Annotated in this window: 15 protein-coding genes, 1 pseudogene and 1 riboswitch; of the genes and pseudogenes, 1 reads left to right on the top strand and 15 read right to left on the bottom strand. The window is 73.5% G+C overall.

Annotated features, from left to right (window positions below; all coding sequences use genetic code 11):
• Positions 1 to 11 precede the first annotated feature (11 nt).
• The 15 genes and pseudogenes from NMK34_RS12445 to rpe all read right to left on the bottom strand — a co-directional run bounded on the left by NMK34_RS12445 (position 12) and on the right by rpe (position 11,353).
• Entirely contained in the window at positions 12 to 896 is an 885-nt protein-coding gene (locus NMK34_RS12445) for an RNA methyltransferase (RefSeq protein WP_318333502.1), read from the bottom strand.
• Between the two features lie 32 nt (positions 897 to 928).
• On the bottom strand, positions 929 to 1,321 hold the full coding sequence (gene rplT / locus NMK34_RS12440; protein ID WP_043324928.1) for a 50S ribosomal protein L20: 393 nt from the start codon (positions 1,319 to 1,321) through the stop codon (positions 929 to 931).
• A 32-nt stretch (positions 1,322 to 1,353) separates the two neighbouring features.
• Positions 1,354 to 1,548: a 50S ribosomal protein L35 gene (rpmI, locus tag NMK34_RS12435; protein ID WP_007075851.1), complete on the bottom strand. Its 195-nt coding sequence runs from the start codon at positions 1,546 to 1,548 to the stop codon at positions 1,354 to 1,356.
• A 19-nt stretch (positions 1,549 to 1,567) separates the two neighbouring features.
• Positions 1,568 to 2,215 (bottom strand): translation initiation factor IF-3, encoded by a 648-nt coding sequence (gene infC / locus NMK34_RS12430; RefSeq protein WP_043324929.1) that lies wholly within the window; start codon positions 2,213 to 2,215, stop codon positions 1,568 to 1,570.
• A 325-nt stretch (positions 2,216 to 2,540) separates the two neighbouring features.
• Positions 2,541 to 3,014, bottom strand: a complete 474-nt coding sequence (locus tag NMK34_RS12425; protein ID WP_318333501.1) for a PH domain-containing protein — start codon at positions 3,012 to 3,014, stop codon at positions 2,541 to 2,543.
• Positions 3,011 to 3,973: a DMT family transporter gene (locus tag NMK34_RS12420; RefSeq protein ID WP_318333500.1), complete on the bottom strand. Its 963-nt coding sequence runs from the start codon at positions 3,971 to 3,973 to the stop codon at positions 3,011 to 3,013. Before NMK34_RS12420 ends, NMK34_RS12425 begins: the two co-directional genes overlap by 4 nt.
• Positions 3,970 to 4,815: an ATP phosphoribosyltransferase gene (hisG, locus tag NMK34_RS12415; RefSeq protein ID WP_318333499.1), complete on the bottom strand. Its 846-nt coding sequence runs from the start codon at positions 4,813 to 4,815 to the stop codon at positions 3,970 to 3,972. Before hisG ends, NMK34_RS12420 begins: the two co-directional genes overlap by 4 nt.
• Before the next feature lie 43 nt (positions 4,816 to 4,858).
• The gene (locus NMK34_RS12410) at positions 4,859 to 5,140 is read right to left on the bottom strand and encodes a phosphoribosyl-ATP diphosphatase (RefSeq protein WP_318336333.1); all 282 of its coding nucleotides are present in this window, start codon (positions 5,138 to 5,140) and stop codon (positions 4,859 to 4,861) included.
• A gap of 26 nt (positions 5,141 to 5,166) precedes the next feature.
• On the bottom strand, positions 5,167 to 5,664 hold the full coding sequence (ribH, locus tag NMK34_RS12405; RefSeq protein ID WP_091424378.1) for a 6,7-dimethyl-8-ribityllumazine synthase: 498 nt from the start codon (positions 5,662 to 5,664) through the stop codon (positions 5,167 to 5,169).
• A gap of 4 nt (positions 5,665 to 5,668) precedes the next feature.
• Entirely contained in the window at positions 5,669 to 6,934 is a 1,266-nt protein-coding gene (locus tag NMK34_RS12400) for a bifunctional 3,4-dihydroxy-2-butanone-4-phosphate synthase/GTP cyclohydrolase II (RefSeq protein WP_318333498.1), read from the bottom strand.
• Positions 6,931 to 7,626, bottom strand: a complete 696-nt coding sequence (gene pnuC, locus NMK34_RS12395; RefSeq protein ID WP_318336332.1) for a nicotinamide riboside transporter PnuC — start codon at positions 7,624 to 7,626, stop codon at positions 6,931 to 6,933. The genes NMK34_RS12400 and pnuC overlap by 4 nt, the downstream gene beginning before the upstream one ends.
• Positions 7,616 to 8,237 (bottom strand): annotated as a pseudogene (locus NMK34_RS12390) (riboflavin synthase); the annotation flags it as partial. The gene pnuC and the pseudogene NMK34_RS12390, both read right to left, overlap by 11 nt.
• 1 nt (position 8,238) lies before the next feature.
• Positions 8,239 to 9,300, bottom strand: coding sequence for a bifunctional diaminohydroxyphosphoribosylaminopyrimidine deaminase/5-amino-6-(5-phosphoribosylamino)uracil reductase RibD (gene ribD, locus NMK34_RS12385; RefSeq protein ID WP_318333496.1), 1,062 nt, complete (start codon positions 9,298 to 9,300; stop codon positions 8,239 to 8,241).
• Between the two features lie 167 nt (positions 9,301 to 9,467).
• A riboswitch (FMN riboswitch) is annotated at positions 9,468 to 9,640 on the bottom strand.
• A 74-nt stretch (positions 9,641 to 9,714) separates the two neighbouring features.
• Positions 9,715 to 10,671 carry a response regulator gene (locus NMK34_RS12380; RefSeq protein ID WP_194802855.1) on the bottom strand — a complete coding sequence of 319 codons (957 nt, stop codon included), beginning with the start codon at positions 10,669 to 10,671 and terminating at the stop codon, positions 9,715 to 9,717.
• A gap of 1 nt (position 10,672) precedes the next feature.
• Positions 10,673 to 11,353 (bottom strand): ribulose-phosphate 3-epimerase, encoded by a 681-nt coding sequence (rpe, locus tag NMK34_RS12375; RefSeq protein WP_318333495.1) that lies wholly within the window; start codon positions 11,351 to 11,353, stop codon positions 10,673 to 10,675.
• 261 nt (positions 11,354 to 11,614) lie between these two features.
• Between rpe and NMK34_RS12370 the strand changes: the two genes are divergently transcribed.
• Complete coding sequence (locus NMK34_RS12370; RefSeq protein WP_194802856.1) at positions 11,615 to 12,502, top strand: septum formation family protein; 888 nt, start codon at positions 11,615 to 11,617, stop codon at positions 12,500 to 12,502.
• Positions 12,503 to 12,571 lie beyond the last annotated feature (69 nt).

Raw genomic sequence — 12,571 nt, 5'->3', positions numbered from 1 at the left:
CCGTGGCGCGTTCATGACGAGGCGGACTCCCCTGCTGTCTCTCGCGTGCCCCCTGGGACACGCAGTGCTCTGGCGGAAGAATACAGGCAGACGGCCGCGGCCGCAGCCAGGTTCAGGCTCTCCGCGCGCCCGTGCAGCGGCACCCGGACCCGGGCGTCGGCGGCGCCGGTCAGCTCCTCGGGCAGGCCGTGCGCCTCCGAGCCGAACAGCCACGCGGTGGGGGCGGCCAGCCGTCCGGCGTCGGCGAGGTCTTCGAGGTCGCTGTCGCCGTACCCGGTGGTGGCCAGGATCGTGAGGCCGGCGGCGCGCAGCGCCTCGACGGCGGCGAGCGGGTCGGCGGCGCGCACCACGTCGACGTGGAAGAGGCTGCCGGCGGAGGCCCGCACGCACTTGCCGTTGTAGGGGTCGACCGCCTCGCCCGCGAAGACCACCGCGCCCGCGCCCGCCGCGTCGGCGGTGCGCAGCACGGTGCCGGCGTTGCCCGGGTCGCGGATCCCGGCGAGCACCGCTACCAGTCGCGGCCCGCGCGCCACCGCCTGTTCCAGGGGTACGTCGAGATGCCGGCACACCGCCACCAGACCCTGCGGCGCGACGGTCTCGGCCAGCGCGGCCAGGGCGTCGTCCGTCACCTCGGAGACGGGCACGTCGGCCCGGGCGGCCGCGGCGGCGAGGTCGGCGTACCTGTCGAGTGCCGCCGGGGTGCCGAACAGCTCGACCACGGTGCCGGTGCGGGCGAGCGCCTCCCGGACCGCCTGCGGTCCCTCGGCCAGGAACCGGCCGGCCTGGTCGCGGTCGCGCCGGCGCTGCAGCCGCCGGGCGGCCACGACCCTGGGGGTACGCGGGGTGAACGGTCCGGGAACGGCGTCAAGGCGCCTCCCCTGCGAACGTGACTGCATGGGAGACGCCTCGATCTGCCGTACGGGGTGGGTCAGGCGGCCTGAGCCGCGGCGCCACCGGTGCCCTCGGCCGCCACGGCGGCGCGGGCCAGCTCGACGATCGCCGCGAACGAGGCGGCGTCGTTGACGGCCATGTCGGCCAGGATCTTCCGGTCGACCTCGATGCCGGCCAGGCGCAGGCCCTGGATCAGCCGGTTGTAGGTCAGGCCGTTGGCCCGGGCGCCGGCGTTGATCCGCTGGATCCAGAGCTGCCGGAAGTCGCCCTTGCGGTCGCGACGGTCCCGGTAGGAGTACTGCATCGAGTGCAGCACCTGCTCCTTGGCCTTGCGGTACAGCCGGGAGCGCTGACCGCGGTAGCCGCTCGCGGTCTCCAGCAGGGTACGACGCTTCTTCTGGGCGTTCACAGCCCGCTTGACGCGTGCCATCTCAACTCCTTCTTCGGTTCAGGTGGCTCGCGTCAGCGGCCGAGCAGCTTCTTGATGCGCTTGGTGTCGGCCTTGGCCAGCTCGACGGTGCCGGTCAGCCGACGGGTCTGGGTGCTGGGCTTCTTCTCCAGGTTGTGGCGAAGGCCGGCCTGCTGGGCAACGATCTTGCCCTTGCCGGTCACCTTGACCCGCTTGCCCATACCCGTGTGGCTCTTCATCTTCGGCATTGGAACGTCTTCTCCCCTGTTACTGGCCGCTGGTCTCAGCGGTCGTGCCGGTCTCGCCGGCTGCTGCGGTGTCGCCGGCCGCCGGGGTCTCGCCGGCCGGAGCGGCCGGTTCCTCCGCCGCCCGGTCGCGCGGTCCACCGCGGGACGCCGTGGCGGCGACCGCGGAGGCCTTGACGGCCCGGTGCGGAGCGAGAACCATGATCATGTTTCGGCCGTCCTGCTTCGGCGCGGCCTCGACGTATCCCAGGTCCGTGATCTCGGACTCGAGCCGGCGCAGGAGCCGGTAACCCAGCTCCGGGCGGCTCTGCTCGCGACCGCGGAACATGATCGTCACCTTGACCTTGTCGCCGGCCTTGAGGAACCGCACCACGTGACCCTTCTTGGTCTCGTAGTCGTGCGGGTCGATCTTCGGCCGGAGCTTCATCTCCTTGATGACGGTCTGCTGCTGGTTACGCCGCGCTTCGCGCGCCTTGAGTGCGCTCTCGTACTTGAACTTGCCGAAGTCCATGAGCTTGCACACCGGCGGGCGCGCCATCGGCGCAACCTCGACCAGGTCCAGGTCGACGTCCGCGGCCAGCTGCAGGGCGCGCTCCAGCGGGACGATGCCCACCTGCTCACCCTCAGGGCCGACCAGTCGGACCTCACGTGCCCGGATCTGCTCGTTCACGCGTGGTTCGACGCTGATGGGGCCTCCTCGAGTCGAGTCTCCTACGGTGCCGACTCCGTGGGCTCCCGGGTGGGAGCCGACCCGGAAAGCAGAAGGCCCCGGCGTATGCCAGGGCCCACTCGACCGGTCGGCACGATCACAGGATCGCGCATCCGGCGTCGGGACGTGCCCGAAACCGGGGACCGGACCCGGCCACCGTGGCGGCGACTCGGGTGGGAGCGGGCGCTCCGCTTCTCGACCGCCCGCGCGTCAGGGACGGGGGCAGTCTGGTCGACTCCGCAACACTACACCCTCGGCCCAGGCCCGCCCAAACCGGGCTCGCTGGTCAGCGGGGTGCCGACTGACCGGCGGACAGCGCCGCCAGGTGCGCCTGGTGCAGGCGGCGCAGCGCGCGGACCGCCTCGACCGCGCTCTCCTTGTCGGCGGCCTGCAACGCGACCATCGGCAGCAGGTCGTCGTCGTGCAGCTCCAGGCTGGCCCACGGTGCGCCCCTGTCGAACCGGACACCGCGGACGACCTCCCACGGCAGCTCGTACGAGCTGAACACGTTGCGCACCCGGACGCCCTTGGCGTCGGCGATCACCCGGGGGCGGGTGAACAGCAGGAAGCCGAGCGCGCCGAAGAAACCCAGGCCGATCATGGCGAACTGGTCGCCGCGCTGGAACGTGCCGTAGCCGTTGCCGGTGGCGCCGGTCAGCGACGTCGCGACGAGGCTGAACACGACGAACAGCGTGACGGCCGACACCCAGCAGACGACCCGGACGCGGCGGGGTCGCACGGTCACCACGGAATCGCTCACCCGACCAGTCTGCCATCCGGTTCACGCGCGCCTTCGGCCGCCACACGGTCCGGGCCGCGCCGGCGCAGGCTGGTGACCACCACGGCGAGCAGCGTGAGCAGGGCGCCGGCCAGTACCGGCAGCCGGACACCGGGGCCGCCGGGCAGGACCAGGTCCAGCAGCAGCGCGCCGCCGAGCTGCCCGGCCACCAGCGCCAGGCCGGTCCGCAGCACCCCGGCGGCGCGTACCCCGACCAGCAGCGCGAGCACGATGCCGACGCCGAGCACGCCGCCGAGGTAGAGCCACCACTGGGCAGGCCAGCGGGGCTGGCTCGCAAGCGCGCCGGTCAGCGCCGCGACCGCGCCGATCACCACGGTGCTGACCGCGAAGTTGACGGCGAGCCCGGCGGCCGGGCCGACCGACGCGGCGACCCGGCCGTTGAGCGCGGACTGCCCGGCCACCGCCAGCCCGCCCAGGACGCAGAGCAGCACCAGCCCGACCGCCAGGTCACCGACCGGGCGGCCGAGCTGCGCGAGCGCGACAGCGCCGACGCCGAGCACCGCCCCGCCGACCCGGGGCAGAGTGAGCGGCATCCGCCCGGTCGCGGCCAGCCCGGCCCGGTCCACCGCCAGGCCGCCGAGGCTGCCGCCGGCCACCTGGGCGATCGTGAACACCGCCACCCCGAGCACCGGCACCACCACCGGCGCGACCAGCACGATCACCGCGCCGCCCACCCCGCCGAGGTACGCCCACCACGGCAGCCCGGAGCGGCGCAGCCCGGCCAGCCCGGCGCGCATCGACGGCAGCGCCACGATCCCGGCCAGCACCAGCAGGCAGCCGCCGAGGTTGTTGACCACGGCGCCGAGGACCGGGGCGCCGGTCCGCTCCCCCATCTCGGCGTTCACCGCGCCCTGGGCGGCCGAGGCCACGCCGCCGGCCACGACCACCGCGAGCGCGGCCGGGAGCGGCAGCGGCCTCACAGCCGGCAGGCGTGGATGTTGGTGACGAGGATCGCGCGGGCGCCCAGCTCGTACAGCTCGTCCATGATCCGGTGCACGTCGTCGCGGAGCACCATCGCCTGCACCGCGACCCAGCCCTCCCGGTGCAGCGGCGAGACCGTCGGCGACTCGATGCCGGGGGTCAGTGAGCTGGCCCGGTCGAGCAGGCCGGCCGGCACGTCGTAGGCGAGCATCACGTACCGGCGGGCGACCAGAACGCCGTGCAGCCGGCGCTGCAACTGCTCCTGCTGGGGGCCGCCGGGCGCGCCCGCGCGACGGACCAGCACCGCCGAGGAGCGCAGCAGCGGCTCGCCGAACACCACCAGGCCGGCCTGGCGCAGCGTCGCGCCGGTCTCCACCACGTCGGCGACCACGTCGGCCACGCCGAGGCGGATGGCGTTCTCCACCGCGCCGTCCAGGCGGATCACGTCGGCCTTGACGTCCAGCTCGGCCAGGTGCCGCTCGACCAGACCGGGGTACGCGGTGGCGATGCGGTGCCCGCCGAGCTGCTGGACGGACGCGACGTCGTCGGGCCGGGCGGCGAACCGGAAGGTGGCCCGCCCGAAGTCGAGGTCGAGGATCTCCTCGGCCGGCGCGCCGGAGTCGATCAGCAGGTCGCGGCCGGTGATGCCGACGTCCAGGTCACCGGAGCCGACGTAGGTGGCGATGTCCTTGGGACGCAGGTAGAAGAACTCGATGTCGTTGGCCTCGTCCCGGCAGACCAGGTCCTTCGGGTCGGTGCGCTGGCGGTAGCCCGCCTCGCGCAGCATCCCGGCGGCCGACTCGGCCAGGGCGCCCTTGTTGGGTACTGCGACACGCAGCATGGGAGTGCTCCTTCGTTCGATCGGATGATCAGCGGACGGGCACTCAGAGATGTCGGTAGACGTCCTTCAGGTCCAGGCCGGTGGCGAGCATCAGCACCTGCGCCTGGTAGAGCAGCTGGGAGATCTCCTCGGCGGCCCGCTCCGGGCCCTCGTGCTCGGCGGCCATCCACGACTCGGCCGCCTCCTCGACGACCTTCTTGCCGATGAAGTGCACGCCCTTGGCGAGCGCCTCGACGGTGCCCGAGCCCGGGGTGCCGGCGGCGGCCTTGGCCTGCAGCTCGGCGAACAACTCCTCGAACGTCTTCACGGAAGGCGATTCTTCCAGCCGCTCCTGGTGACGGGCCCGGTGGGTCAGGCGAAGCCGACCCGGTGGGCGGACTGGGCGTCGAGGGCGCGGACGGCCAGCGCGGCGTCCAGCGCCGCGACGGTCGCCGACCAGCCCTTGTCCTCGGCCGAGCCGGGCAGCCCGGCCCGGTCCCGGGCCTGCTCGATCGTGTCCACCGTGAGCACGCCGTGCGCCACCGGCTTGCCCTCGTCCAGCGCCACCCGGGTCAGCCCCTCGGTGACCGACTGGCAGACGTAGTCGAAGTGCGCCGTCGCGCCGCGTACCACCACGCCGAGCGCGACCACCACGTCGAAGCGGCGGGCCATCGCCTGGGCCACCACCGGCAGCTCCACCGAACCGGCCACCCGGGCCACCACGGCCCGCGCCCCGCACGCCTGGGCGGCGGCCACCGCCCGCTCGGTCATGTGGTCGGTCAGGTCGCCGTGCCACCGGGCGGCCACCACGCCGACGGTCATCCCGGCGGCGTCCACCGCGGTCACGCCCGGCTCACCGAAACCCGCCATCGCCCTACGCTCCGATCTCGTCACCGGCGACCGGGCGGCCCATCGGCGCCTCGGTCACCTCGTCCAGTCCGTCCAGCAGGTGACCCATCCGGTCCCGCTTGGTGCGCAGGTAGCGCACGTTCTCCGGGTTGGACCGCACGGGCAGCCCCTCCCGGCCGGTCACGGTGAGGCCGTACCCCTCCAGCCCGGCCCGCTTGGCCGGGTTGTTCGTCAGCAGCCGCATCGACCGGACGCCCAGGTCGTAGAGGATCTGCGCGCCGGTGCCGTAGTCGCGGGCGTCGGCCGGCAGGCCCAGGTCGAGGTTCGCGTCCACGGTGTCGCGGCCCTGGTCCTGGAGCTGGTACGCCTGGAGCTTGTGCAGCAGGCCGATGCCCCGGCCCTCATGCCCGCGCACGTAGAGGACCACGCCGCGGCCCTCCTGGGCGACCCGGGCCAGCGCGGCCTGCAGCTGCGGCCCGCAGTCGCAGCGCAGCGAGCCGAACACGTCACCGGTGAGGCACTCGGAGTGCACCCGCACCAGCACGTCCCGCCCGTCGCCGAGGTCGCCCATGACCAGCGCGACGTGCTCGGCCGGGTCGTGCTCGGCGCGGTAGCCGAGCGCCTTGAACACGCCGTACGGGGTGGGCATCCGGGCCTCGGCGGCCAGCTCGACCTGCTTCTCGGTACGCCGCCGGTGTGCGATCAGGTCCGCGATGGTGACGAGCGTCAGCCCATGCTCGGCGCAGAACTTCTCCAGGTCCGGCAGGCGCATCATGGTGCCGTCGTCGTTCACCAGCTCGCAGAGCACCCCGGCCGGGCGCAGCCCGGCCATCCGGGTCAGGTCCACCGCCGCCTCGGTGTGCCCGGGGCGGCGCAGTACCCCGCCGGCGCGGGCGCGCAGCGGCACCACGTGGCCGGGCCGGGCCAGGTCGGTCGGGCCGGTGGCGGCGTCGGCGAGCAGCCGGATGGTGTGCGACCGGTCGGCGGCCGAGATGCCGGTGCTGACGCCCTCCCGGGCGTCCACAGTCACCGTGTACGCGGTGCCGCGCCGGTCCTGGTTGGTGTGGTGCATCGGCGGCAGGTCCAGCCGGTCGCACTCGTCCTCGGTCAGCGGCACGCAGATGTAGCCGGAGGTGTAGCGGACCATGAACGCGACCAGCTCCGGGGTGGCCAGCTCGGCCGCGAAGATCAGGTCGCCCTCGTTCTCGCGGTCCTCGTCGTCGACCACGACCACCGGACGCCCGGCGGCGATGTCCGCCACCGCCTGCTCGATCGAACCGAACGTGCTCATGCCACGGCCTCCGAGTACGTCGCCGGGATCGGGGCGGGCGCGGTCGCGACGGCCCGGGAGGTGCGCCACCAGCTGTACAGGCCGGCGGCGCAGAACGCGCCGTAGACCAGGTACATGGCGGCCGACGGGTAGAAGCCGCCGCGCAGCAGCAGCGGTACGCCGACCGCGTCGACGGCGATCCAGATCAGCCAGAACTCGACCCAGCCGCGGGCCATGCCGTACGTGGCGAGCAGGCTGCCGACCAGGATCCAGGCATCAGGCAGCGGCCCCCACGAGCCGAGCGCGGCGAGCACCGGGTAGGCGGCGGCGGTGCCGAGGACGGCTGCGACGAGCAGGCCGAGCCGCTCCGGCCAGGTGGCCCAGCGCGGCACCACGGCCGGCTCGTCCCCGCCACCGGCGCGCCGGTTGCGCGACCAGCGCCACCAGCCGTACACGCTGACGGCGAAGAAGAAGACCTGCCGGCCGGCCTGGCCGTAGAGGTCGTGTGCCTGCGGGGTGACGAAGACGCCGCCGAGGAACACGGTGAGCAGCAGCGCGTTGCCGATCATGCCGACCGGCCAGGCCCAGACCACGCGGCGCAGCCCGAGCAGCGCCGAGCCGAGCCCGAAGACGTTGCCGACGATCTCCCGGACCAGGACCGGCGAGCCGGCCACGTGCACCTGGGCGTCGAGCAGCCAGCCGAGCGGGCCCATCACCGGGCACCCCCCGCGCCGCGGTCGCCGAGCAGCCGCTCGACGTACTTGGCCAGCACGTCGACCTCCAGGTTGACCGGGTCGCCGATCCGTTTCGTGCCGAGCACGGTGAGTTTCAGCGTGGTGGGGATCAGGCCGACCGAGAACCAGTCGTCGCCCGCCTCGGCGACGGTCAGGGACACGCCGTCGACGGTGATCGAGCCCTTCTCCACCACGTACCGGGCCAGCCCGGCGGGCAGCCGGAACCGGACCGTCTCCCACTGCGCGGCCGGCTCGCGGGCGACGATCTCGCCGACGCCGTCGACGTGGCCCTGCACCAGGTGGCCGCCGAGGCGGCTGTTCAGCGCGGCGGCCCGTTCCAGGTTGACCGGGTCGCCGGGGCGCAGCACGCCGAGCGCGGTACGGCGCAGCGTCTCGCCCATCACGTCGGCGGTGAACACGCCGCCGTCGACGTCGACCACGGTGAGGCAGACGCCGTTGACGGCGATGGAGTCGCCGTGCCGGGCGTCCGAGGTGACGAGCGGGCCGCGGATGGCGACCAGCGCGGAGTCGTCGCCGGTCTCGGTGCTCCGGACGATCTCGCCCAGTTCCTCGACGATGCCGGTGAACATGTCAGCCCTCCCTCTTCCGGGGCAGCGCGGTGATCCGCAGGTCGGGACCGACCCGCGTAACGTCGGTGATCTCCAGATCGATGGCGTCGGCGATGGTGCTCACGCCGGCGTCGAGCAGCGCGGTCGGGCCGGCGCCGAGCAGCTTCGGCGCGACGTACCCGACGATCTTGTCGATCAGGCCGGCGGCGAGGAACGCGCCGGCCAGCGTCGGCCCGCCCTCCAGCAGCGCGGCCCGCACGCCGCGGTGGTGCAGCTCCGCCAGCAGCGCCGCCAGGTCGACCCGGCCGTCCGGGCCGGCGCCGACCTCCGCGGCGGTCGCCACCCAGGTGCGGGCGGCGCCGTCGCGGACCCGGGCGTCGGCCGGGGTACGCGCCGAGCTGTCCACCACCACCCGCAGCGGCTGCCGGATGGCGAGGGTGCCGTCGCGCAGGTTGCGGGCGGTCAGGCGGGGGTCGTCGGTGAGCACGGTGCCCACCCCGGCGAGCACCGCGTCGACGGTGCCGCGCAGCGCGTGCACGTCGATCCGGGCCGCCTCGGAGGTGATCCACATGCTGGTGCCGTCGGCGGCGGCGGACCGCCCGTCGAGCGTGGCCGCGTACTTCCAGATCACGTACGGCCAGCCGCGGCGCATCGAGGTGAGCCAGGCGACGTTGCCGGCCTCGGCCTCCTGCGCGCGTACCCCGAGAGCGACCTGGACCCCGGCGGCCCGCAGCGTGGCGGCGCCGCCGGAGGCGACCGGGTTGGGGTCGGGCACGGCGATCACCACGCGGGACACCCCGGCGGCGATCAGCGCGTGGCTGCAGGGGCCGGTGCGGCCGGTGTGGTCGCAGGGCTCCAGGGTGACCACCGCGGTGCCGCCGCGGGCGCGCGTGCCGGCCTGGGCCAGCGCGACGATCTCCGCGTGCGGGCCGCCGGCGTACGCGTGGAAGCCCTCGCCGACGACCTCACCCTCGGTGTCGAGCAGCACGCAGCCGACCACCGGGTTGGGGCTCGTGGTGCCGAGGCCGCGCGCGGCCAGTTCGATGGCACGACGCATCGCCTCGTCGACGGAGACGCTCGCCATGGCCGCCTGTCCTCCCGCTCGCCGGTCGCGCGCGGGCGGTTCGGGAGCAGCGGCAGGGAAAGCCGCGGACACGCGGCGGCGGGAACCCGGGGACGGCGACGCCGACCCCGGGGAGCCCACGCGGCGGCTGAGGGTGCTCAGCGGCCGGCAGGGGCCTCCCCCGTTCCGCGCGCTGTCTCCCATCCGGACTTTCTGGGGGCGGACGAGCCGCACCCCAACCGTCGGCCCCGGATTCTCACCAGGTCCACCGTCCGGCCGAAGCCGTCCGGGTCGCGGGCTTACCACGGTCGGACCGTGGATCACCGCCGGTTCGGAATTTCACCGAGCCCCGCCAGCGCGTGGTGGGTATACGGGAAGTCTTACACGTTCCGCCCGGGCGCGCGCCACAGAGGCGAGCTACCTCACAGGACCGCCTCAGGTGACGCCGCGCCGACGGTCCACCGCCACGTACGAGCCGGGCTGGCTCTTGGCCACCGTCTTCATCTCCGAGGCCACCGCGATCGCCTCCAGCGGGTCGGTGAACCGCTTGCCGGAATCGGACAGCGACACGCCGATGGAGAGCGTCACCAGCGCGGCGCGGCGGATGTTGCCGCGCCGGTCCTTCAGCTCGACGAAGCCGCGTTCCCGGTCGGTGGCGTCGTAGAGCGCGTCGGCGGCCTTCTCGAAGTCGACCACGGCCCGGCTGGTCAGCGGCCGGACCTGGCTGGGGGCGCAGACGATGACGAAGTCGTCGCCGCCGACGTGGCCGAGGAACGCCGGCGGCATCCCGATCGACACCACCGCCCGGTGCAGGCTGCGGGCCAGGGCCGAGATGAACTCGTCGCCGCGCACGAAGCCGTACCGGTCGTTGACGCTCTTGAACCGGTCGATGTCGATGTAGCCGACGGCGTAGTCGACGCCGTTGCGGACCCGGTCGCTGATCTCCCGCCGGATCCGGCTGTTGCCGGGCAGCCCGGTCAGCGGCGAGACCTCCCGGAACTCCTTGTTGCGCCGCAGCGTGGAGTTGACCCGGGCCACCAGTTCCAGCGTGTCGAACGGCTTGACCAGGTAGTCGTCCGCGCCGACGCTGAGCCCGTTGACCTTGTCCTGGGTCATCCCCTTGGCGGTCAGCATGATCACCGGGAGGGCCGACGTCATCGGGTCGGCGCGCAGCCGCCGGGTCAGTTCCAGCCCGTCGATGCGCGGCATCATCAGGTCGACCACTGCCAGGTCGGGCCGCTGCCGCTCGATGACCTCCAACGCCTCCTGGCCGTCGGCGGCGTGCAGCACCTCGAAGCCGTGCAGGCGCAGGTTGAACTCGACGAAGCGGGCGATGTCCTCGTCGTCGTCGACGACGAGGATCACGTCGGGTCGCTCGCCGGCCGGGTCCATCTCAGGCCCCGGTCATCGCACGTTCCGCCAGGCCCCGCAGGCGGCGTACCGCCTCCGCGGGATCGTCGGCGCCGTAGACGGCGGTGCCCGCGACGAACGCGTCGGCACCGGCCGCGGCGGCCTGCTCGATGGTGTCCGCGGCGATGCCGCCGTCGACCTCGATGCGCAGCTCCAGGTGCCCGCTGTCGACGTGCCGCCGGGCCGCGCGCACCTTGTCCAGCAGGTGCGGCAGGAAACGCTGGCCGCCGAAGCCGGCCTTGATCGTCATGATCAGGAGCGTGTCGAAGCTCGGCAGCAGCTCCAGGTACGGCTCGATCGGGGTGTCCCGGTCGATCGCCAGCCCGGCCTTCGCCCCGGCCGAGCGCAGGTCCTTCGCCAGCGCCACCGGGTCGTCGCACGCCTCGGCGTGGAACGTGACGTTGTACGCCCCGGCGTCGGCGTACCCGGGCGCCCAGCGCCGCGGATCCTCGATCATCAGGTGCACGTCGAACGGGATCCCGGTGACGGCGCGCAGGCTCTGCACCACCGGCAGCCCGATGGTCAGGTTGGGTACGAAGTGGTTGTCCATGACGTCGACGTGCAGCCAGTCGGCGGCGGGCTCCACGGCACGGACCTCGTCGGCGAGGCGGGCGAAATCGGCGGCCAGGATGCTGGGCGCGACGATCGGCGGCGGTACGGTCACGGGGCCAGTGTACGAACGCGGTGATCCGGAGGTAGCGGCACGGCTCCCGGAGCGACCAGCGGTGATCCTTCCGTCACCCGCGGTGCACCATCCGGCCGTCCGGAGAGAAAATCGGCACGAATAGTCGCCGGTGACTGGCCGATCGATTGAAAGATGACGAAACTCCTACAGGGACGGTCACGTATGCTGCACGCCCGGGCGCGGGGGACGCCGGTCGGGCCTATGACGACCGGCTGTCATCTCTCCCGGAAGGGGCGGACGATGCGACGGTGGCTCCACGTGCTCGCGCTGGCTGGCGCCGCGACTGCGGTGCTCGCGGGTTGCGCTCAGGTGCATCGGGCCGACGGCGACCTGATCGACGACTGGGCGGCGCTGCCGGTGCCGCAGCTGTTCGTCCCGGCGACCGAGGCCTGCCTGCCCCGGCTGAGCACCGTGGTGGCCGCCGCCACCTACGAGACGGTCAACTGCGCGGGCAGCCACCTGGCCGAGACCGTGCACGTCGGCCGGTTCAGCGGGCCGGCGGCGCAGGGCGTACGCCCGGAACCGGGCTCACCGGCGCTGCGGACCGCGCGCGCCGAGTGCGACCAGCGGGCCCGGGAGATGATCGGCGGGGACTGGCGGGCCGCCCGGCTGACGCTGAACATCGCGCTGCCCACCGTCACCGCCTGGACGTCCGGCGCCCGCTGGTTCCGCTGCGACCTGGCCGAGACCGACAGCATCGACAACACCCGCCCGGTCAACCGGGTCGGCAGCCTGCGCGGCGCGCTCGTCGGCGACAACCCGCTGGTGCACAGGTGCTTCGACCCGAAGCTGATCGGCCAGAACCTCAACTACATGGCCCCGGTGCTGTGCACCGAACCGCACCGCGCGGAGTTCGTCGGCGTGTACGAGGAACGCGACATGAGCTGGGCGGAGTTCACCAAGGGCGCGCCCGCCACGCACCGGCGCTGCATGACGCTCATCGCCGCGTTCGCCGAGGTGCCGGACAACGCCGAACTGCCGTACCGGGCCGGATCCATCTTCTACCCGCCGTCACAGCGGGAGTGGGAGGAGGGCGACCGGGGCGTGCGCTGTTTCCTGTGGAGTGACGACCGCAAGCTGAACCGATCGGTGCGCGGCGCCGGCCCCGAGGGACTCCCGGTCACCTGATCGGCTGCCGTATGCTCCACCGCCGAGGCGTACCGGGTGACCGGACGGCGCCGGATGCGCGGGGGAGGT

The sequence above is a fragment of the Micromonospora sp. BRA006-A genome (assembly GCF_033433935.1).
Taxonomy (GTDB): Bacteria; Actinomycetota; Actinomycetes; order Mycobacteriales; family Micromonosporaceae; genus Micromonospora; species Micromonospora aurantiaca.
Note: the sequence above shows the minus strand (reverse complement) of the source record. Positions and strands in the feature narration are given on the sequence as shown.

Excerpts from the sequence above, each read along its gene's own strand:
- NMK34_RS12445 (WP_318333502.1), bottom strand. The coding sequence starts at position 896 with ATGCAGTCACGTTCGCAGGGGAGGCGCCTTGACGCCGTTCCCGGACCG.
- rplT (WP_043324928.1), bottom strand. The coding sequence starts at position 1,321 with ATGGCACGCGTCAAGCGGGCTGTGAACGCCCAGAAGAAGCGTCGTACC.
- rpmI (WP_007075851.1), bottom strand. The coding sequence starts at position 1,548 with ATGCCGAAGATGAAGAGCCACACGGGTATGGGCAAGCGGGTCAAGGTG.
- hisG (WP_318333499.1), bottom strand. The coding sequence starts at position 4,815 with ATGCTGCGTGTCGCAGTACCCAACAAGGGCGCCCTGGCCGAGTCGGCC.
- ribH (WP_091424378.1), bottom strand. The coding sequence starts at position 5,664 with ATGGCGGGTTTCGGTGAGCCGGGCGTGACCGCGGTGGACGCCGCCGGG.
- NMK34_RS12400 (WP_318333498.1), bottom strand. The coding sequence starts at position 6,934 with ATGAGCACGTTCGGTTCGATCGAGCAGGCGGTGGCGGACATCGCCGCC.
- pnuC (WP_318336332.1), bottom strand. The coding sequence starts at position 7,626 with ATGGGCCCGCTCGGCTGGCTGCTCGACGCCCAGGTGCACGTGGCCGGC.
- ribD (WP_318333496.1), bottom strand. The coding sequence starts at position 9,300 with ATGGCGAGCGTCTCCGTCGACGAGGCGATGCGTCGTGCCATCGAACTG.
- NMK34_RS12380 (WP_194802855.1), bottom strand. The coding sequence starts at position 10,671 with ATGGACCCGGCCGGCGAGCGACCCGACGTGATCCTCGTCGTCGACGAC.
- NMK34_RS12370 (WP_194802856.1), top strand. The coding sequence starts at position 11,615 with ATGCGACGGTGGCTCCACGTGCTCGCGCTGGCTGGCGCCGCGACTGCG.